Origin of the sequence: Mycobacterium sp. DL, assembly GCF_039729195.1 — a bacterium.
Classification (GTDB): Bacteria; Actinomycetota; Actinomycetes; order Mycobacteriales; family Mycobacteriaceae; genus Mycobacterium; species Mycobacterium hippocampi_A.
Genome location: NZ_CP155796.1, coordinates 285,746 through 306,390 on the forward strand (window position 1 = coordinate 285,746; position 20,645 = coordinate 306,390).

At 67.7% G+C, this 20,645-nt stretch carries 17 protein-coding genes; 7 read left to right on the forward strand and 10 right to left on the reverse strand.

Annotated elements, in window-relative coordinates; genetic code table 11:
- Positions 1–89 precede the first annotated feature (89 nt).
- From ABDC78_RS01405 to ABDC78_RS01415, 3 genes are read right to left on the reverse strand one after another with little or no spacing between them, the layout of a single operon-like run.
- Complete coding sequence (locus ABDC78_RS01405) at positions 90–473, reverse strand: DUF3054 domain-containing protein (RefSeq protein WP_178359348.1); 384 nt, start codon at positions 471–473, stop codon at positions 90–92.
- Entirely contained in the window at positions 460–1,725 is a 1,266-nt protein-coding gene (locus ABDC78_RS01410) for a peptidoglycan DD-metalloendopeptidase family protein (RefSeq protein WP_178359349.1), read from the reverse strand. The genes ABDC78_RS01405 and ABDC78_RS01410 overlap by 14 nt, the downstream gene beginning before the upstream one ends.
- An 18-nt stretch (positions 1,726–1,743) precedes the next feature.
- A complete protein-coding gene (locus ABDC78_RS01415; protein WP_256736122.1) occupies positions 1,744–2,847 on the reverse strand; it encodes a YbhN family protein in 1,104 nt (367 codons plus the stop codon).
- Between the two features lie 158 nt (positions 2,848–3,005).
- Here ABDC78_RS01415 and ABDC78_RS01420 point away from each other — a divergent pair, with 158 nt between their 5' ends.
- A complete protein-coding gene (locus ABDC78_RS01420) occupies positions 3,006–4,160 on the forward strand; it encodes an AI-2E family transporter (RefSeq protein ID WP_178359351.1) in 1,155 nt (384 codons plus the stop codon).
- A 71-nt stretch (positions 4,161–4,231) separates the two neighbouring features.
- On the opposite strand, the gene ABDC78_RS01425 is transcribed toward ABDC78_RS01420, so the two are convergent.
- The 3 genes from ABDC78_RS01425 to trmB form a co-directional block, all read right to left on the reverse strand.
- Positions 4,232–7,243, reverse strand: coding sequence for an MMPL family transporter (locus ABDC78_RS01425; protein WP_178359352.1), 3,012 nt, complete (start codon positions 7,241–7,243; stop codon positions 4,232–4,234).
- A 73-nt stretch (positions 7,244–7,316) separates the two neighbouring features.
- A complete protein-coding gene (locus ABDC78_RS01430) occupies positions 7,317–8,015 on the reverse strand; it encodes an NYN domain-containing protein (protein ID WP_178359403.1) in 699 nt (232 codons plus the stop codon).
- 14 nt (positions 8,016–8,029) lie between these two features.
- The gene (gene trmB, locus ABDC78_RS01435) at positions 8,030–8,797 is read right to left on the reverse strand and encodes a tRNA (guanosine(46)-N7)-methyltransferase TrmB (RefSeq protein ID WP_178359353.1); all 768 of its coding nucleotides are present in this window, start codon (positions 8,795–8,797) and stop codon (positions 8,030–8,032) included.
- A gap of 189 nt (positions 8,798–8,986) precedes the next feature.
- Here trmB and ABDC78_RS01440 point away from each other — a divergent pair, with 189 nt between their 5' ends.
- The 3 genes from ABDC78_RS01440 to ABDC78_RS01450 all read left to right on the forward strand — a co-directional run bounded on the left by ABDC78_RS01440 (position 8,987) and on the right by ABDC78_RS01450 (position 13,342).
- Positions 8,987–9,940, forward strand: a complete 954-nt coding sequence (locus tag ABDC78_RS01440; RefSeq protein WP_347133292.1) for a hypothetical protein — start codon at positions 8,987–8,989, stop codon at positions 9,938–9,940.
- Positions 9,941–9,954: 14 nt separating this feature from the next.
- Positions 9,955–11,316 carry a hypothetical protein gene (locus ABDC78_RS01445; RefSeq protein ID WP_178359354.1) on the forward strand — a complete coding sequence of 454 codons (1,362 nt, stop codon included), beginning with the start codon at positions 9,955–9,957 and terminating at the stop codon, positions 11,314–11,316.
- Between the two features lie 196 nt (positions 11,317–11,512).
- Positions 11,513–13,342, forward strand: coding sequence for a phosphoenolpyruvate carboxykinase (GTP) (locus tag ABDC78_RS01450; RefSeq protein ID WP_178359355.1), 1,830 nt, complete (start codon positions 11,513–11,515; stop codon positions 13,340–13,342).
- Between the two features lie 54 nt (positions 13,343–13,396).
- Here ABDC78_RS01450 and ABDC78_RS01455 read toward each other — a convergent pair whose 3' ends face one another.
- The 3 genes from ABDC78_RS01455 to ABDC78_RS01465 form a co-directional block, all read right to left on the reverse strand.
- Positions 13,397–14,191, reverse strand: a complete 795-nt coding sequence (locus ABDC78_RS01455; protein ID WP_178359356.1) for an SDR family NAD(P)-dependent oxidoreductase — start codon at positions 14,189–14,191, stop codon at positions 13,397–13,399.
- Complete coding sequence (locus ABDC78_RS01460) at positions 14,188–15,750, reverse strand: MFS transporter (RefSeq protein ID WP_178359357.1); 1,563 nt, start codon at positions 15,748–15,750, stop codon at positions 14,188–14,190. Before ABDC78_RS01460 ends, ABDC78_RS01455 begins: the two co-directional genes overlap by 4 nt.
- An 88-nt stretch (positions 15,751–15,838) precedes the next feature.
- Complete coding sequence (locus tag ABDC78_RS01465; RefSeq protein ID WP_178359358.1) at positions 15,839–16,381, reverse strand: TetR-like C-terminal domain-containing protein; 543 nt, start codon at positions 16,379–16,381, stop codon at positions 15,839–15,841.
- Positions 16,382–16,578: 197 nt separating this feature from the next.
- Between ABDC78_RS01465 and fadD4 the strand changes: the two genes are divergently transcribed.
- On the forward strand, positions 16,579–18,099 hold the full coding sequence (fadD4, locus tag ABDC78_RS01470) for a fatty-acid--CoA ligase FadD4 (protein WP_178359359.1): 1,521 nt from the start codon (positions 16,579–16,581) through the stop codon (positions 18,097–18,099).
- Complete coding sequence (locus ABDC78_RS01475) at positions 18,096–19,010, forward strand: enoyl-CoA hydratase/isomerase family protein (protein ID WP_347133293.1); 915 nt, start codon at positions 18,096–18,098, stop codon at positions 19,008–19,010. Before fadD4 ends, ABDC78_RS01475 begins: the two co-directional genes overlap by 4 nt.
- Here ABDC78_RS01475 and ABDC78_RS01480 read toward each other — a convergent pair.
- On the reverse strand, positions 18,982–19,716 hold the full coding sequence (locus ABDC78_RS01480) for an SDR family oxidoreductase (RefSeq protein WP_178359361.1): 735 nt from the start codon (positions 19,714–19,716) through the stop codon (positions 18,982–18,984). The genes ABDC78_RS01475 and ABDC78_RS01480 overlap by 29 nt on opposite strands.
- An 86-nt stretch (positions 19,717–19,802) precedes the next feature.
- On the opposite strand from ABDC78_RS01480, the gene ABDC78_RS01485 reads away from it, so the two are divergent.
- The gene (locus ABDC78_RS01485; protein WP_178359362.1) at positions 19,803–20,639 is read left to right on the forward strand and encodes a helix-turn-helix domain-containing protein; all 837 of its coding nucleotides are present in this window, start codon (positions 19,803–19,805) and stop codon (positions 20,637–20,639) included.
- Positions 20,640–20,645 lie beyond the last annotated feature (6 nt).

A 20,645-nucleotide genomic window follows, 5' to 3' on the forward strand; every position in this document is an offset into this window, starting at 1 on the left:
GCATTCACATGCGGCCTCAGGGTTGAACGCAGGCTAACCGATTGTCGGTGCTCTGCGTGCGGACTCGCCTGATGGCGGCGACGACGTGATCAACCTGCCGTCTTGGCTCTCCGCAGGGCGAGGGCGCGCCACCCGAGCAGCAGCACCGCGGTGGTCAACGAGGCGACGACGATGAAACTGACCGCGGTGCCCTGAGATGTGGCCTTACGCAACAACATCCCGACCACCACTGTGCTCACCCACACCACGATCCCGGTGGGGGCGAGCGAGGTCGGACGCTGCCAGCCGCGGGAGAGCAACCAGCCCACTCCGGTTCCGGTCAGAAACGGCCACGCCGTCTCGGCGATGCCGCTGACGCTGAGCCCCTCGGCGTGACTGCGACGTCCGATCGTGCAGAACACCACCACACACACGACATCCACGGCGAGTGCTGTCAGTGTGACCCCGGCGGGCGGGCGGTCACCGGTCTTCATAGGTCATCACATCGTAAACAATTGGGCTGGTGCCGGTTTCGTTGCGAGGGGCGAACCCGGGCTGCAGCTGGGCGGGTGCGCCGTCGAGCAGACCGTCGAGTGACTCCGGTGACTCGACGAGACGCGAATCCAGCTCGAAGTCCGAGAACACGAACGGCAGCCCGTCCGAGCGCAGCGGATCGGGACTGCTCATGATGTGGAAATGCAGGTGCGGCGCATCGGAGTTCCCGCTGTTGCCCAGCGACCCGATCACCTGCCCGGCGGTCAGTTGATCACCGGGACCGACCTGGACTGTGCCGGTCTTGATGTGGGCGTACAGCGCGTAGAACCCGTTGCCGAGATCCTGCACGATGTGATTGCCGCCGTACTGCTCGAGCGCAAGTCCGGTGGGCGCGGTGCCGGGAACTTGTTCGGGCAGCCCGTCCAGCGTCGCCACCACCGGACCGTCGGCCACGGCGAGGATGTCGGCGCCGAAGTACGGATAACTGTTCACGTCGGTCTTGTCGCCGGTGAACAGCCGCCCGTCGGGTCCGAGCTGGACGTAGTCGATCGCGAATCGTTCGGCGGCCCAGATCTCGCCGTTGATCGGGTTGAGAGCCATCCGGTGCGCGGTCATGCCGCAGCAACCGTCGCCGTTGAGCCAGTTCGGTCCGGCCAGCGGCGGAGCGACGACGATCGGCTCACGCGTCTGCACCGTGACCGGTGCGACATTCTCGGTCATGGTGGCGGGAAACAGCGGCGGCATCGGTTCTGGCACCGAGATGCCCACCGCGTGGGTGAGCTGGTCCGGGATCGTCTCGTTCGGGGCCAACGCGACGTCAAGCCACACGAAGGCTGTCTGAGCCGGTCCGATTGTTGTTGTCGGCGTGGGGTTTCCGATGACCCGAGTCCAGTAGGCGAGCCGGTCGCCGGGCAGGCTCAGCAGCGTCCGGTCGCCGGCGCGGACATCCACAGAGGTCAGCGTGACGTCCTGGGCCAGCGTGTTGGTCAGCTGCAACTCGTAGGCCAGGTGCACCTTCTCATCGGTACTGGGCACCGGGATCGGTGCGCTCAGGACGCGCGCCACCAGCGGCGTGGCCACTGACGGCCCGGCCGGAGCGGGGGTGGTCGCCGGTGACTCCGAGGCGACCGGCGGAGTGGCCGTGGTTCCCACCGGGGTGGTCTCCGGGGTGGTCTCCGGGGCGGCCGAGCAGGCGGCGAGGAGCATCAGAGCCGCGAACGACGCAGTGGCGGTGAGTGGTCGAAACATCATGTGGCTGGCACTCTTTCGTTATGTCCCGAAGCGTTCCGGCGACGTTGCGGGGACGTCGTCCGGCGGATGCGGCGCGTCGGGGTCGGGGCTGAACTGCGGCGTGGCGATGTCCTCGGCGGCACGGATCGGGGCGACGGTCTCTGTGGTGTCGGGGTCGATGTCCTTCTCGGTGCGGAACATGAAGAAAAAGATCACCCAGCCGATCGCGGCGATGAAGATCCAGCTGATCAGTCGGTAGACCAGCATGGCCGAGATCGCCGCGGCCAGTGGCATCCCGCTGGAGACCAAGCCCGGAACCAGGACGGCCTCGACGACCAGTAGTCCGCCGGGCATCAATGGGATCGAGCCGACGGCGCGGGCCGCGGCGTAGGCCACGATCACCCCCGCGATCGACGGGTGACCGCCCGTCGCGTAGCAGGCAAAGAGCAGGCACGCGACGTCGGCGATCCAGTTGAACAGCGACCAGCCGAACGCCTTCCCGAGAACGCCGCGGCCCAACTGCACCGACTCGAGTTGAGTGAGGATCTCCCGCCACTTCGTCAGCCCGGTGCCGGTCGGCTTACCCCGGATCGCGTTGACCCACGACAGCACCCGCGCGCCGATTCCGTCGATGAGTTCGGGCCGGGTGGCCACCGCCTGCGCCAGCAGGATCAGGGCGATGAAGCCCCCGAGCGAGAAGATCAGCGACATCGGGTTCTTCGTCGCACCCAGTAGGAAAGCGCCGCCCAGTCCGAGCAGTGCCAGGCCGATGACCTGAAGTGCGCCGGACATCACCAGTTGCCAGGAGGCCACGACGGGCGAGGCGCCCCACATCCGCTGCTGGCGGTAGATGAACGTCGCCGACAGCACCGGGCCGCCCGGCATCGTGGTGGACAGTGCGTTGCCGGCGTAGAACGCGGCTTCGGAGCGCCACTGCCGCACGTGGACGCCGGCGGAGCGCAGCAGGGTGCGCTGGATCTGCGCGAAACTGTGCATCGAGGCCATGGCGGCGACCACCGCGGCCAGCACCCACAGCCAGTTCGCCGAGTACAGGCTCTTCCATGCTTTGGCGAGTTGGTCGTGGACCAGGGCGAACTGGACGGTCAGCACGATGACCGCGAGGGCGAGCAGCGCCCACCGCAGCCACCAGTACTTGCCGCGGGCTTTGGGGTCCCGGCCGGCGGGTCCCGCCCCGGTATCGCTCGCGGGAGCGTCGTGAGACACGCAGTACAGGGTAAGCCGTGCTCCGGCCGATTCCGCAGATCCCGGGACCGGACTCCCGGGGCCGTTACGCTACCGGAATGTCAGCCCGTCCCTCGCTGGACTCCCTTGCCGATGAGTCGGTCAGCCCGCTTGTTCGCAAGACCGCAGCCTGGTCGTGGCGGCTGTTGGTGATCTTCGGCGCCGTCGTCGCGCTGCTGTGGGTCTTCTTCCAGTTGGAGATCATTTTTGTACCGGTCATGCTGGCCACGATCGTGGCCGCCCTGCTGATGCCGGTGGTCGACTTCCTCGATCGCCGGGGTGCGCCTCGCGGCGGCGCGGTGGCGTTGGTGCTGCTGAGCGGTATCGCGCTGTTCGGCGGGTTGCTGTCGTTTGTCATCACGCAGTTCGTCGACGGTGCGCCGGCGCTGGTCGCGCAGGTGACGACCAGCATCGAGGGTCTCGGCACGTGGCTCACCGACGGGCCGCTCAAGGTCAGCGATCAGCAGATCAATCAGGCCCGCGACACAGCGATCGAAGCCCTGGGGAGCAATCAGGAGAAGCTGACCAGCGGGGCACTCTCGACTGCGGGCACGCTGACCGAGATCGTGACCGGGGCGCTGCTGGTGTTGTTCACCCTGATCTTCCTGCTGCACGGCGGCCGCAACATCTTCGGGTTCGTCACCCAGGTGTTTCCGATGGCTGTGCGGACCCGGGTGCGCGACGCTGGTCGCGCCGGTTTCCGGTCACTGATCGGCTACGTGCGTGCGACGTTCCTGGTCGCACTGGTCGACGCGCTCGGCATCGGGGTGGGCCTGGCGATCATGAGTGTGCCGCTTGCGCTTCCGCTCGCGTCGCTGGTGTTCCTGGGTGCCTTCGTCCCCCTGGTCGGTGCGGTGGTCACCGGTTTCCTGGCGGTCATCGTCGCGCTCATCGCCAAGGGCTGGATCTACGCGCTGATCACCCTCGGGTTGATCATCGCCGTGCAGCAACTCGAGGGCCACGTCCTGCAGCCACTGGTGATGGGACGCGCGGTGTCGATCCACCCGCTGGCGATCGTGCTGGCGATCGCGGGCGGCGCGGTGCTCGCCGGCATCATCGGCGCACTGCTCGCCGTGCCGGTGCTGGCCTTCCTCAACAGCGCCATCCGAGTGCTGATCGCCGACGACCCGGCAGAGGAGGAGGCGTTGCAGGAGGCCGACGACGGGCCCTTGGTCGAGGCCGACGCGGACGACGTGGAGGCACCCGCGGAATAGCGTTCCGGGCTGTGAATACCGTTCAATTCACAACCCGGAACGCTATTCCGCGCACGTTGGGTGCGTGGGACCTACAGGCGGCCCTCGCGGCGCAGCAGGTCCTGTGCGCTGACACCGCTGCCGCCGCGACGCTGGGGTTCGTCGTCAGCGCGCGTGTTGAGCTTCTCGGTCGCCGCGTCGGCGTCGGACTTCCGCGGCGTCGGGATCGCTCGGGTGGCTTCGGCGGAATCATCGTCGGCTGTCCCGGCGTCGGGCTGCGACGGGATCGCCGTCGTCGGTTCGCTTGCGCCCGGGGCCTGATCGCGCATCGCCCGGGTCGGCTCAGCGGACGGCCGAGGTGCGGGAGCGGCGGGGCCGGCGCCGGACGAACCGCCGGTGCCACGCAGGTCGCCGAGCCACGACTCGATCTCGCGTTCTTCGCGCGGCGGGGCCGGAGGTGCTGTCGGCGCCGAGGCGCGCGGCGTGCGCTGTGTCGCGGCGGCAGCGTTGCTGACCGCGTTGCGCACCGCGTTCTTGGCGACCGACAGACGCGTGGTCTGAGGTTCTTCCTCGACGATCGGGGCCGCCGGCGCCGACTGGCGCGCCGGTGCGTTCGGCAGTCGTGTGGTGCCCGCAGCCGACGGTCCGCTGGGCCGCGGCGGCAGACCGGGGCGCGGGGCACCGCCCGGAGCGGGATGGCTGGGGTCGTGCGGCGGCAGCGCCCGCGCGGGGACCGCCACCGGCGGGCCGCCGGCACCGACCAGCGCTTCGGGATGGGGCGCCTCTTCCCTGGACTCCCGCACCGCGGGCCGTTTGCGCTCGTCGGGCAGTTCGGTCTCGCCGAGGCCCAGCCGTTCCTGAAGTCGCTTCATCCAGCGCGGCGCCCACCAGCAGTCGTCACCGAGCAGCTTCATGATCGCGGGCACCAGGAACATCCGGACGATCGTCGCGTCCAACAGCAGCGCGATGAGCAGGCCGAACGCCAGGTACTTCATCATCACCAGGTCGGAGAACACGAACGCTCCCGCGACCACGGCCAACACCAGCGCTGCGCCGGTGATCAGACGCCCGGTGGTGGCCGTACCGATCCGGATCGCCTCGGTGGTCGACATGCCCCGTGCTCGAGCTTCCACCATCCGGGAGACCAGGAACACCTCGTAGTCGGTGGACAGGCCCCAGATCACCGCGATGATCAGACCGATCATCGGTGCCATCAGCGGCTGAGGGGTGTAGTTCATCAGACCCGACCCGTGGCCTTCGACGAACATCCACGTGAGGATGCCCATCGTCGAGCCGAGTGTCAGCGCGCTCATCAACGCCGCCTTGATCGGCAGCACCACCGAGCCGAACGCCAGGAACATCAGGATCGTCGTCGTCGTGATGAGCAGCAGCACCATCAGCGGCAGCTTGTCGAACAGGCTGTGGATGCTGTCCTGCTCGAGCGCCGGGGTTCCGCCGACCGACACCGTGAGGCCTCGAGGCGGTGACAGCTCCCGCAGTTCGTCGATCTTCTGGGATGCGTCGTTGCGGTTCTCCAGGCCGTTCTGGATCACCCGCACCGACGGGTCTCGCGACGCGCCGTCGAGGTACGAGCGTTCCTGCCACATCTTGTCCGGGTCACCGTCGGGCTCGATGAACCCGGGGATCGCCATCGCCTCGTTGCGGATCTCGGCGATCTGCTGATCGGAGACCGGGTCGCCGTTGTCGTTCTCGATGACCAGCGTCAACGGTTCGGTGCGGAAGCCGGGGAACGTCCGGTCGAACTCCTCCTGCGCCACGCGCACGGAGTTGTCCGGGGGGAGGTACTTCTCGCTGATGCCGCCGAGGGACAGCTGACCCAGCGGGATGATCAGCAGAATCATGCCGATCAGAATCGGCGCGGCGAAACCGATGGGTCGCTTGACGACGATGTTGACGAGCTTGCCCCAGAAACCCTGCTCGACTTCGGCGCGGGTCTTGGTCTTCTGCGTGCGGTCGGCGAGCCAGTTCAGCCACCAGTTCGTCGGCTTCCAGTTGCGGAAGAACGGCACCCGCAGCAGCGTGCGCACACCGAGCGCGTCGACGTTGGGGCCGAGGATGGCGAGAGCGGCCGCCAGAACCGTGACCGACAGGATCGCCGCCAGCATCACCGAGGCGATGATCGCGTAGGTGATCGACTTCAGGAACCCCTGCGGGAACAGCAGAAGCGGAACCGACGACGCCACCAGGATGACCGCGGAGAACATCACGGTGCGCCCGGAGGTCATGACCGTGCGCCGGACCGCGGTCTCGGTGTCGTAGCCCTCGGCGATCTCCTCACGGAACCGGCTCACCATGAACAGGCCGTAGTCGACGGCGATGCCCAGCCCCATGAGCGTCACCACCGGCTGGGCGAAGAAGTGCACGGGGATGACCTCGGCGATCAGCCGCATGATGCCCAGTGCGCCGGCGATGGTCAGGCCGCCGATGATCGCGGGCAGCGATGCGGCGATGACGCCGCCGAACACGAAGAACAGCACCACCGCGACCAGCGGGATCGCGGCGACCTCGGCGCGCTTCTGGTCCTCACCGATGGTGCCGGTCAGCTCGCTGGCCAGCGGCTGCAGACCGGCCTGCTGGACCTCGATGCCGTCGATGTTGAGGGCTTCCTTGACGGTGGTGCCGTCGGAGCCGACGTTCTTGTTGTAGTTGTTCAGGATCGCGTCGTCGTTGTCGCCCTTGAGCTGGACCGACATGAACGCGTGCTGTTTGTCCGCGTCGGCCATGTTCGAGAGCACCTCGGGGCTCTTGAAGTAGCCGATGGCCCGCAGCACCTGGTCGGGGTGGGTTCGCTCCACCTCGTCGAGGTTCTCCAGGATCTTGCGCTGGAATTCCGGGTCGTCGACGGTCCTACCCTCGGGCGCGGTGTAGATCGCGACGATGTGGCCGGACGTGTCACGGCCGTATGCCTCGTCGGAGACCAGCGAGGCGTGGACCGATTCGCTGCCCTCGTCGTAGAACCCACTCTGTGTGACGTGCTGTCCCAGGCTGATGCCGAAGACGCCGCCGCCCAGGCACAGTGCGACCATTACACCGATCACTATGTATCGGTACTGGTACACCGTTCGACCCCACCAGGCGAACACGTTCAGCTCCTATCGGTCACTGCAAAACTCTGACAATCTCGCCCTGCGCACATCTGTACCTCGGCTTCAATTTTTATACGCGCGAGGCCAGTAGCGAGGACAGCGGCCGGAATGGCTGCAGCCAAGCGCCCTGCTCTGGTAGCGAATCAAGGCCGATTCGCGGTAGCGGTTCCCGGAAGACACCGTCGATGTCCTCCAGGTCGACAAACTCCAAGGTATCCGACGCTAACGCCCAACTGGCATGTTCGCGAAATCCGAGCACCTGGACATCAATGCCGTCCCGCGCGATGTCCTCGAGCGGGAGTTTGAACGCCTGACCGTCCGCTGAGGCGACGATCACACCGGCCAGACCCTCGCTGCGACGAAGCGCGATGTGGGCGAGCATGTCGCTGTCGACATCGGAGTCGTCATCGATCTTCGGCTTCGCGAACACCGCGAAGCCCACGTTACGCAACGCTTCCACCCACGGCCGGACGACGTCGGCGCTGCCAGGGGCGATGTTGGTGAAGACCGTGGCCTCGGGTTCGAGCGTGACGTCCCGATCGGCCCGGTCGAGTTGTGCCGACAGGTCTGCGGTGCGGGCCAGCAGCCATCGCCCCAGCGCGTCGAAACGGGGTCGGTGCGCTGCGGTGGGACGGCCACCGAGGATCGACCCGAGCCCCATGTCGAGGTTCGGCGCGTCCCAGACGAGGAGGACCCGCGCGATCGCCGGGACGTCGGAGGCCGTGGAGCCCGTGGTGTCGGTGGTGGTGACCTCGGCGACGTCCGGCATGTTCTCGGTCAGGCTCACGGCATCTTCTCCCAGAGCAGTTCCGCCACATCCGTACCTGCGAGCGCCTTCATCTCGTACTTGGTCGCGGGACGGGCCGCCGATATGGGCAGTTGCGCGGTGTCGGCACTGATCCGGCGCAGCCGGGGCTCCCCGTCGCCGACCTCGGCGATCTGGGCGGCGTAGTCCGAGTGGTCGGTGGCCGCGTGCAGCACTCCGCCCGGTCGGAGCCGGTCGGCGATCAGGGCCACGGTGTCGGGTTGCAGGAGCCGCCGCTTGTGGTGGCGGGCCTTCGGCCACGGGTCGGGGAAGAACACCCGAACGCCTGTCAGCGAGTCCGGGCCGAACATGTGGGTGAGCACGTCGACGCCATCGCCGCGGATCAGGCGCACATTGCGCACCGAGGCCCGGTCGATCGCGCTCAGGAGCTGGGCCAGGCCACGTCGGTAGACCTCGACGGCGACGACGTCGAGATCGGGTTCGGCCTGCGCCATAGCCAGGGTCGAGGTGCCGGTGCCGCAGCCGATCTCCAGCACCACCGGGGCGCGCCTGCCGAACCACGCCTCGGTGTCGAGCAGCCCGGCCGGCGCTTCGCCGTCGCGCGCCTGCCTGCCCAGCTCAGGCCACAGGCGGTCCCAGGTGGCCTGCTGCCTGTCCGAGATCGAGGAGCGTCGCGCCCGGAAGCTGGTGACCCGAGGAAGGAAATGAGGGGTGACCTCGGGGCCCTCGGCCAGCGGACTGGCGACATCAGGGCCCGACGCATGCATCCGTCCATGGTCGCTCATCAAGGCTGTACTCCCCGCATCGTGTTACAGATTGATACCCAACAGTTGCCTTCCACTGGTACAGCCGGATACCCGCGTCGTCCACCGCCAAAAATGTGTACAGCGGGTCGTCCGGCGGATGTCACGATTCTGTGAGGAGGCCGGTGCCGAACCCGGCCCGGGGACCGGGGGTCCGACATCTTCGTCGACGTGCTGGCCGACTTCGCCGCCCATGCGCACCATCCGGGTGTGGCGGCCGTCGCGGAACGTATCCGGACGCCGCCGCGGGTGGCGGTGCTGGGGCGGCCCGGGGTGGGGCGGAATGCGGTTGCCGCGGCGCTCGCCGCTTCGGGTGTGCCGCTGGTCGATGACGGCGCCGACGCGCATGTGGTGGTGATCGCCGAGTCTCTCAAGCCCGAGGAGCGCACCCAGATCGCCGATGCGCCGGCGGCGTCGATGGTGGTGCTCAACAAGGCGGACCTGACGGGCGCGGATCCGGGCGGACCGATGGTCTCCGCCGATCGGCGGGCGGCACGGTTCGCCACGACGCTGGATCTGCCGGTCGTGCCGATGATCGCCCACCTCGCCACCGTCGAACTCGACGCAGACGACGTCGCGGCGTTGCGTGCGCTGGTCGTGACCCCCGCCGACATGACGTCAACCGACGCGTTCTGCGGTTCGGTGCATCCACTGCCCGCAGCGCTTCGTCACCGCCTGCTGGCGCGGTTGGACCGGTTCGGCCTGGCCCACGCGGTACTGGCGGTCGCCGATGGGGCGACGGGGCCGGAGGTCGTGCGGCAACTGCGTGCTCTGAGCGGGGTCGACCGGGTGGTCGAACAGCTGGCGGCGGTCGGTGCGCCTGCCCGCTACCGGCGGGTGTGCTCGGCGGTCCGTGAATTGCGAACGCTTGCAGCACAATCCGGCGATGAGGGTATTTACGCGTTCCTGAGCTCCGACGAGGTCGTCGTCGCGGTGATGGCGGCGGCGGTCGAGGTGGTGCAGGCGTCGGGCTTCGTCGTCGACCGGGGCGACGAGGCGGATGCGCACGTCCGCCGGGCGGTGCACTGGCGCCGCTACACGACCGGACCGGTCGACCGCCTGCATCAGCGGTGCGCGGCGGACATCACACGCGGTTCGCTGCGACTGCTCGGACGTGCGCGGTGAGGGACGTTGTGCTGGTGACCGGGCCGACGGGCGCGGGGGTCACCAGCATGGTCCGGCAACTACGGGAGAGGATTTCCGGGCACACGTTCCTCGAGGCCGGTGAGATCGGGGCAGCCGAGGTGCCGACGGCTGTGGTTTTTGTGGTGTCGGCGATCGCGCCTGTGACCGAATCAGACTGTGCGGTCGCTGTTCTCGCCGCGGCGCGGACCGACGCGGTGGTCGCTGTGGTGGCCAAGATCGACGATCACCGTGACTGGCGAGGCGTGCTAGCGGCCGACCGTGAGCGACTCGCCGAGCACTCGCAGCGTTTCCGTCGTGTGCCGTGGGTGGGTGCTGCCGCCGCGCCGCGGTTGGGGGAGCCGCATCTCGACGAGCTCGTCGAACTGATCCAGCGCGAGCTGGCCGATCCGCGATTGCCGCGGCGAAACAGATTGCGTGCCTGGGAGTCTGAACTCTGTGCGAAGATCGCCCGTCTGGACGCCGACGCGGCGGGCGCCGACCTGCGGGTGCGGGTCGACACGCTCCGTGGCCGCCGCGCGGCGCTGCTGCGCCACCGGGAGCGGTCACGCTCGGATGGGTCGATCGCGCTGCGCAGCCTGATGCAGCAGGCCCGGGTGGCGCTGATGTACTCCGCGCGAAACCGCTGCGCGGGCACCCGAATTGAACTGCTGGAGCGCGTAGCCGTGACGACCAGGCGGGACTACGGCGATGTCGAGCAGCGGGTGAGGCGGCAGTGTCAGGCTGTCGAACAGGAGACCGACGACGAGATCGTCACGCGCACCCGGGAGGTGGCCGCCGAACTCGGCCTGGCGGTGCCGCCGCGGCCGGCTGCGACGCCCGCAGCGACGGTCGCCACCCCGCCCCTGAAGTCGCGGCAACTGGAAACGCAGTTGATGACGGTGCTCGGCGCCGGTTTCGGTCTGGGGGTCGCGCTGGTGATCTCCCGACTCTTTGTCGGCGTCGCACCGGAGCTGACCGTCGCAGGGTCGGTCGCCGGAGGACTCGTCGGTGTCGCGCTCACGGTGTGGGTGGTCAGAGTGCGCGGTCTGCTCCACGACCGTGCGGTGCTGGACCGTTGGGTCCACGAGGTGAGCGCCGGCGTCCGATCTGCGGTCGAGGAGAAGGTGGCGGCCGGGCTGCTCGCTGCCGAGGCGTCGCTGGCGTCGGCGTTGCTGGCCCGAAGCGAAGACCAGCGGGCGGAGGCCGGCCGGCGCCTGGCCGAGATCGATGCCGAATTGGGCGAACATGCGCGCACCGTGGCTCGCGCGGAAGCCGCCCGGGAGCGGAGCCGACCCGGCTTGGAACGGGCGCTGGATGCCTGCCGCGTCGCACTTGCGGCGGTGAATTCGACGGAATCGGTTGTTACCGGTCGGTAGACCCTACGGTGACGCCCATCTGAATCGTTCCTGTGAGTGATCGGACATACTCCTGCATTTCCGCGGGTATGTTCCCCACGTTAACCTCAGTGGACAGGGACGGGCGCGGCTGCTTTCAGTTCGAGCCTTCGGTCGGATTTCGGGGAGCCTGCGTCCTGGCAGATACCTCGCGCAGAAGATGCAGGAGACTCACAGCATGACCGCAGCGACCATTCCGGGACTCGATTCCGCACCGACGACGCACGAGGGGTTGCTCGCGTGGATTCGCGAGGTCGCCGAACTCACCCAACCGGACCGCGTGGTGTTCGCCGACGGTTCCGAGGAGGAGTTCGAGCGACTTGCTGCTCTGCTCGTCGAGGCCGGCACCTTCGAGAAGCTCAACGAAGAGAAACAGCCGAACTCCTACCTCGCGCTCTCCGATCCTTCCGACGTGGCACGTGTGGAGTCACGGACCTACATCTGCTCCGAGAAGGAGATCGATGCGGGCCCGACCAACAACTGGATGGACCCCGCAGAGATGCGGTCCCTCATGAAGGACCTGTACCGCGGCTCCATGCGCGGCCGCACCCTGTACGTCGTGCCGTTCTGTATGGGTCCGCTGGATTCCGAGGATCCGAAGCTGGGCGTGGAGCTGACCGACTCGGCGTACGTCGTGGTCTCGATGCGCACCATGACCCGGATGGGCCAGGCGGCCCTCGACAAGATCGGCGACGACGGCTTCTTCGTCAAGGCGCTGCACTCGCTGGGCGCGCCGCTGGAAGACGGCCAGGCCGACGTGCCGTGGCCGTGCAACGATACGAAATACATCACCCACTTCCCCGAGACCCGCGAGATCTGGAGCTACGGATCGGGTTACGGCGGCAACGCCCTGCTGGGCAAGAAGTGCTACTCGCTGCGCATCGCCTCGGCCATGGCCCACGACGAGGGCTGGCTCGCCGAGCACATGCTGATCCTCAAGCTGATCTCGCCGGAGAACAAGGCCTACTTCGTGGCGGCGGCCTTCCCGTCGGCCTGCGGTAAGACCAACCTCGCGATGCTCCAGCCCACCATCCCGGGCTGGCGTGCCGAGACCGTCGGCGACGACATCGCCTGGATGCGGTTCGGCAAGGACGGCAGGCTCTACGCCACCAACCCCGAGTTCGGCTTCTTCGGTGTTGCTCCCGGCACCAACTGGTCGTCGAACCCCAACGCCATGAAGACCATCGCCGCAGGCAACACCGTCTTCACCAACGTGGCCAAGACCGACGACGGTGGCGTGTGGTGGGAGGGTCTGGAAGGCGAACCCGACCACCTGATCGACTGGAAGGGCAACGACTGGAACCTCCGGGAGACGGAATCCAAGGCAGCACATCCGAACTCGCGCTACTGCACCCCGATGTCGCAGTGCCCGACACTGGCTCCCGAGTGGGACGACCCGCAGGGTGTGCCCATCTCGGCCATTCTGTTCGGCGGCCGGCGCAAGACGACGGTTCCGCTGGTCACTCAGGCCAACGACTGGCAGCACGGGGTGTTCATCGGCGCAACGCTCGGCTCCGAGACCACCGCGGCCGCCGAGGGCAAGGTCGGCACCGTGCGCCGCGACCCGATGGCGATGCTGCCGTTCATGGGCTACAACGTGGGCGACTACATGCAGCACTGGATCGACATCGGCAAGAACTCCGACGAGTCGAAGCTGCCGAAGGTGTTCTTCGTGAACTGGTTCCGTCGCGGTGAGGGCGGCCAGTTCCTGTGGCCCGGATTCGGCGAGAACAGCCGGGTGATGAAGTGGATCATCGAGCGGGTGGAGCAGAAGGCGGGCGGCAAGACCACCCCGATCGGCATCGTGCCGACTGCCGAGGATCTCGACCTGTCCGGCCTGGACGTCGACGCTGCCGATGTCGATGCGGCGTTGAAGGTCAACGTCGACGAGTGGCGTGCTGAGCTGCCGCTGATCGAAGAGTGGTTCGAGTTCGTCGGCGAGAAGCTGCCCACCGGCATCAAGGACGAGTTCGACGCGCTGAAGCAGCGTCTCGCCGAACAAGGCTGACTTCTCGTCGCGAGCGAGCGTGTTTGCACGCTGGCGCGCCGTTAACAGCGTGCCTTACGCGCGCGCTCGTGACGATGCAGTGCGCATTCCGGCGATCACCCTGCCGAGGATGAGGCTGCGTACCCGGCGGGGCAGTGGCGTCAACGCGGCGGTGAGGAACTTGCTCCGTGCCCCGGGAATCACGGTGCGGCGGCCCAGTGCGGTCAGGGTGGCGGCGGCGACGACGTCCGGCTTGGTGGCCGAGGTCATCGTGAGGCCCGCCCTGGCGCCGAACCCGGAATCGACGGGACCGGGCGCCACGGCAAGGACATCGACACCGGACAGGGCCAACTCGTCGTGAAGCCCCTCGGCCAAGCTCTGCACATATGCCTTGGACGCCGCGTAGTTGGCTTGTCCCGGGACGCCTTGCCAGCCGACGATTGACCCGAACAGCACCAGACCACCGCTGCCCCGCGCCGCGAGACGGCGGGCCAAGATGTGCGAAAGCCGCATGACCGCGGTGACGTTGACAGCGATCAACTGGACTTCGTCTGTCAGAGATGTCTCCAGGACAGATCCCGTTGTGCCGAATCCGGCAGCGAGTACCACCAAACCGATATCGATCCGGTCTGTCAGGTCTGCCACGGTGTCGACGCCGCTGGGGTCGGCCAGATCTGCCGGCAGCACCAGCGTCTCGATGCCGTGGTCGGCGGCCAGTTCGGCCGCCAGCGCTTCCAGCTTGTCCTGACTGCGGGCGCAGAGGACGACGTTGATTCCGCCGGCGGCGATCTGGCCTGCCAGTGCCTTGCCTATTCCGTCACTGGCGCCGGTGATCAGCGCCCACGGGCCGTATCGGTCGGCGTGTCTCATGCGGGGATCTCCTTCGTCGGGTGTGCGGGCAGATACGCGAGCACGAAGAAAGCGCCCACCAGGCAGACCGCGGCGGCGGTCAGACAACCGGCGTGAAGACCGGACATGAACGCGTCGCTGACGGTGTCACGCAACGTCCCCGCGACGGGGGTCGGTGACTGGGCGGCGACCTGCAGACCCTGTGCCAGGCCTTCGCGTGCTGTCTGAAGAGCGGCGCTCGGGGCAGCCTGCAGGATCTCGCTGTCATCGAGCGAGCGGATGTACAGCGTGGAGAAGATGCTGCCCACGACGGCCACCCCGAGCGTGCCGCCGATCTGACGGGTCGCGTCGTTGACCGCCGAACCGGCACCTGCCTGGTCGGGCCGGACCACGCCCATGATCGAGTCCGTGGCCGGTGCCGTCGTCAGACCGAGACCGCCGCCGAGCAGCACCATCTGCATCGCGACCTCGATGTATGCGACGTCGACGTCGACGGTGGCCACCCAGGCGAACGCGGCGGTGAGCATCAGCAGACCGGCGAACACCACCACCTTGGCACCGATGCGGGACACCGCAAGCCGGGTCCCCAGCACGGACCCGACCGCGATCGACAAGGCCACCGGCAGTATCCGCACCCCGGTCTCGAGCGGGCCGAAGCCCTGCAGCAACTGGAAGAACTGGGTGATCAGAAAGATGAAGCCGAACAGAGCGAAGAACGCCACGGTGACCGCGCCACTGGCCGCACTGAACCTCAGGTTGGCGAACAGGCTGACGTCGAGCAGCGGATCGTGGTGGCGTCGTTCCCACCAGACGAAGCAGACCGCCGCCGTCACCGCCACGCCGAAGCCGAGCACCGTGGGCGCCGAGGTCCATCCGTGTTCGGGTGCCTCGATGATCGTGTACACCAGGGCGCCCAGCATCACGACCGACAACACAAGGCCGCCGCGGTCGAGTCGGGCGCCGGCTTCTGCGGTCGAGGCCGGGATGAACGCCGCGGCACCGACGATGGCGACGACGGCGATCGGCGCCAAGGCCAAGAACAAACTGCCCCACCAGAATGCCTCCAACAATGCGCCACCGAGGATCGGGCCGATGGCCACTCCGAGTCCCGTCACCGCGCCCCACACGCCGATCGCCGCAGCCCGTTGCTTCGGATCACGGAAGGTGTCGGTGATGATGGCCAGCGTGGTCGGGTAGATCAGCGCCGCCGAGATACCCATCACCAGCCGCATCCCGATGAGCGATTCGGTCGACGTGCACAGCGCCGCCCCCACGCTGCTGGCCGCGAACAGTGCCAGCCCCGCGATCAGCGTGCCACGGCGGCCGAACTTGTCGCCGACGGTACCGCCGGCAAGTACCAGTGCGGCGAACGTCAGATTGTAGGCGTCGACGATCCACTGAAGTCCGCGCGTGGAAGCACCGAGCTCCGAGTTCAGGGTTGGCAGAGCCACATTGACGATGGTGGTTTCCACGTTGATGGCCAGGGCGGCTACCAGGACAACGGTGAGGATGAGGGCGGGCCGGTGCCTCGGCGGAGCCGAATGCGTGCCTGCCGGATGGCTATCGGACTGGGTGACCATGAGTGGGCTCCGCCTGTAGATGTTTACATCGCTAACATCCTGACCATCGCAGAGGATGTTAGTCCTGTCAACATTGAACAGTTTCGCCTTAGCGCAAGCTGCCGGATATCCCGTCGAGCAGACGGTCGGTGATCAACTGTTTTCGCACCGGGTCCGCCGCGCTCAAGGGTCCGTCGATGAACAGCGTGGAAAGCCCGTGCACCGCCGCCCACGCCGCTTCGTCGAGGCCGTCGCGCCGATCCGGGGACAGCACACCCACGGCGACGAGGTCGTCCAAGCACCGGATCAGAATCTGGAACGGGTGATGGGCTTCCGCATCATCGGCGCCGTCGCCGGAGGTGAGACGGGAGTGCCTGTCGGGTTCCTTGTGGGCGAAAGCTGTTCGGAACAAGCCGGGTTCGGCAAGAGCGAAGTCGACGTAGCCCTGTCCGGTGGCGCGGAGTCTGCCGAGGGCGCGTTTGGTCCTGGGGCCGCGCGCCGGCACCGCGTTCAGGCGTGCGGCCATCGCGTCCGTCATCCGGGCGATCGCGTAATCGGTCACCGCGTCGAGAAGGGCGTCCCGATCGGAGTAGTGGCGATATGCCGCAGAATTGCTGACGCCGGCCATCCGCTGGACGTCGCGTAACACCACCGCATCGGGCCCACCTGCCCTGGCCAGATCGACGGCGTGCTCGAGCAGTGTCTGGCGAAGATTGCCGTGGTGGTAGTTGTCGGAAGCTGTCCGAGAGCGTCGAGTTGTCAGATGTCACCCGTGTCCGTTGCCGATGTTGACGATCGTAACATCGCCCAAGTTGACACCCGTCAACTTGGGCGAAGTAGAGTCTGATCATGCAGATCCGCGACACCGCCGTTGCCACGCCCGACAAGCCTGCGATCGTCATGTACCCGTCCGGGACGGTGGTGACGTTCGGCGAACTCGAGGCCCGGGCCAACAGGCTGGCGCACTTCTTCCGGGCCGCGGGTCTGGTCGAGGGGGATGCCGTTGCGATCCTGATGGAGAACAGCGAGCACATGCACACGGTGATGTGGGCGGCGCGTCGGGCCGGCCTCTACTACGTGCCCATCAACACGCACCTGACCGCCGCCGAGGCGGCCTACATCGTCGACAACAGCGCGGCCAAGGCGATCGTCGGCTCGGGCACACTCAAGGACACCCTCGCCGGTCTCGCCGCAGAACTGCCCAAGGGCTTGCCCGCGGTCCTGGTCATCGCCGACGGCCAACTCGACGGGTGGCAGACCTACCCCGAATGTGTTGCCGATCAACCCGATACACCGATCGCCGACGAGATCGAAGGCGACCTGCTGCAGTACTCATCGGGTACCACGGGCCGGCCGAAGGGCATCAAACGCGAACTGCCGCACCTGCCTCCGGCCGAAGTGTCCGGCCTGATGGCCGCGCTGGTGTCGTTCTGGATGCATCCCGACGCCGTCTACCTCAGCCCCGCGCCGCTCTATCACACCGCCCCGTCGGTGTGGTCCATGCAGACGCAGGCCGGTGGCATCACGACCGTGGTGATGGAGAAGTTCGACGCCGAGGGGGCGCTGGACGCGATCGCCAAGCACCGCGTCACGCATGGTCAGTTCGTCCCGGTGATGTTCACGCGGATGTTGAAACTGCCTGCCGACAAGCGGTTGTCCTACGACGTGTCGAGCCTGGAGAGGGTGATGCACGCGGCCGCCCCGTGCCCGGTGGACATCAAGAAGCAGATGATCGACTGGTGGGGCCCGATCGTCGACGAGTACTACGCCTCCTCGGAGGCGCACGGGTCCACGCTGATCACCGCCGACGAGTGGCTGGCACACCCCGGGTCGGTCGGCAGACCGCTGGCCGGCGCACTGCACATCCTCGACGAGGCGGGAAACGAACTGCCCCCCGGCCAGGCCGGCGAGATCTACTTCGAGGGCGGCTTCGACTTCGAGTACCTCAACGATCCGGGCAAGACCGCCTCGTCCCGCGATGCGCGTGGCTGGAAGACGGTGGGCGACATCGGTTATGTCGACGAGGAGGGATATCTCTACCTCACCGACCGCAGGCATCACATGATCATTTCCGGCGGGGTGAACATCTATCCGCAGGAGGCCGAGAACCTGCTCGTCACCCACCCGAAGGTGATGGACGCCGCGGTCTTCGGCATCCCCGACGACGAGATGGGCCAGAGCGTCAAAGCTGCGGTGCAGACCGTCGATCCCGCCGACGCCACCGACAGCTTTGCCGATGAGCTGATCACGTGGCTGCGAGACCGGTTGGCGCACTACAAATGTCCGCGCTCGATCTCGTTCGAGGCGCAGCTCCCGCGCACCGACACCGGCAAGCTGTACAAGCAGGAGCTGATCAAGAAGTACTCGTGACCAACCAGAATGAAGTCGAACTCGCCGGAGGGGTGATCGTCGCGATCGGATCTCCCTCCGATGAAGCGACTCTCACCCTCACCGAGGCGCCCTCGGCCGACCGTCGGGTGGTGACCGTCGAATCGGTGCCCGACGCGGTTGCCGAGCTAACCGAACGCTGCCGACGATGGCCGCAGGCCGCGGCCGTGTGTGACGACGTGTTGCGCGCCCTTGACCCGAAAGGGCCGACCTTCGCCGGGATCGTCACCGAATCGTTGGGGTACTCGACGCTGCAGTCCGGCGCGGAGTTCGGGCGCTGGCTCGCCGAACGCGGGCCGGCACACGTCCCAGAGATTCCGAATCCCGTTGAGGTGCAACGCGTCGGCGACTGTCTGCTGATCAGGTTCAACCGGCCGCAGCGTCACAACGCATTCTCCACCGATGCGCGGGCGGCGCTGCTGGAGGCGTTGGAGGTCGCCCGGCTGGACCCGTCGATCAGCGAGGTGGTGCTGTCGGGCAACGGTCCGTCATTCTGCAGCGGGGGAGATCTCGCCGAGTTCGGGACCTTCGCCGACCCCGCGGCCGCGCACCTGGCCCGCACCCGGCACAGCCCCGCTCTGGCACTCGACGAGATCACCGCGCGACTCAGCCGTACCTGCTGTGCTGACGTTCACGGGCAGGTGCAGGGCAGCGGGCTGGAGATGGCCGCGTTCTGCGGCTGGGTGCGGTGTCATCCGGATGCGGTGCTCGGGCTGCCGGAACTCCGCCTGGGTCTGATCCCCGGAGCCGGCGGCACCGTGAGCATCACCCGGCGCATCGGCCGTTGGCGCACCGCCTATCTGGTGCTGTCCGGTCGCTCGATCGATCCGCAGACCGCGTTGAGGTGGGGTCTGGTCGACGAGGTCAGCGCTGACGTGCCGGTCGGACGATGACCTCGTTGACGTCGACCTCGGCCGGTTCGCCGATCGCATAGGCGATGGCGCGCGCGATCGCTTCGGGCGGGATCGCGTCGGCGCGGTAGTCGCGCATGGCCTCCGCGGCGATGGGATCGGTGATGGTTCCGGCGAGTTCGGACTCGACCACTCCCGGGGAGATGGTCGTGACCCGGATCGACGGGTCCACCTCCTGACGCAACCCCTCGGTGATCGCCCATGCGGCGTGCTTGGTGGCGCAGTACACCGCACCCGTCGGCACCACCTCGTGCGCCCCGACCGAGGCCACGGTGACGAAGTGTCCGCCACCCCCGCGTCGGAAGTGCGGCAGCGCGGCGGCGATGCCGTGCAGCAATCCGCGGACGTTGACGTCGATCATGGCGTCCCACTGATCGACCAGCAGTGCGTCCAGCCGGGACAGCGGCATCACCCCGGCGTTGTTGACGAGGACATCCACGCGGCCGTGGGTCGCCACGGCGTCGTCGACGAACGCGGCCGTGTCTGCCCGGTCGGTGACGTCGAGTCGGCGCACCGACAGGCTGCCACCGGGCTGTTCGCCGTCGACGGCATCGGCGAGAGCCGCCAGTTTGTCCTCCCGACGGGCGCCGGCGACAACGTGGTGGCCCGCGCGCACCAGGTGGACGGCGACGGCGGCGCCGATACCGCTGCTGGCACCGGTGATGAGAACGATCTTCGGTTCGGTCATGAGGCCAGCGTCTGCTGCCGCGGCCCGTACAACCAGGGTGGATCGCACCCCTGTCAGGGGCTCGTGTCGGTGTTTAGGCTGGAATCGTGGCCGAACTGGGTGAGTACCTGAAGAGTCGACGGGCCGCGGTCGGCCCTGGCGATGTGGGTCTGATCAGCACGGGTGTCCGCCGGGTGCAGGGACTGCGCCGCGAGGAGGTGGCGCTGCTGGCCGGGGTCAGCGTCGACTACTACGGCCGCCTGGAGCAGGGCCGCGAGCGGTCGCCGTCGGTCCAGGTGCTCGAGTCGCTCGCGGCCGCACTCCGCCTCGACGACGACGGCCGCAGCCACCTGTTCCGGCTGGCCGGACTGGCGCCACGGTCCCAGCACAGCCACGTGTCCGACCGGGTGGATCCGGCGCTGCTGCGGTTGATGGAGGCGTGGCCGGACAATCCGGCGCTGGTCTACAACCGCGCGTACGACATCCTGGCCGCCAACCCGCTGGCATCGGCCCTGTTCGGGGAACTGGGCGCGGTGGGCAACCTGATGCTGCTGGTGTTCACCGACCCGCGCGCACGCGACTTCTACGCCGACTGGCCCGGGATCGCGGAGAACTCGGTCGCCGGATTCCGGATGGCCTACGGCGCTGCCCCCGAAGATCCCCGCACCCGGGCCGTGCTCGCTGAACTGCTGAACACGAGCGGGGAATTCACGGCCCTCTGGGAGCGCCGCGACGCACGCCGGAAGTCGCTGGCGGAGAAGACGTTCTGTCATCCTGAGGTCGGGCGTATCACACTGAGCATGCAGACGTTCGACGTGCGTTCCGCGCCGGGGCAGGAACTTGTGGTCTACGACGCGCCGCCGGGCAGCCCCAGCGGTGATGCGCTGAAGATGCTCGGCAGCATCGCCGCGACCACACGTCACGCTCAGGGCCGCAACATCTGAGCGGGT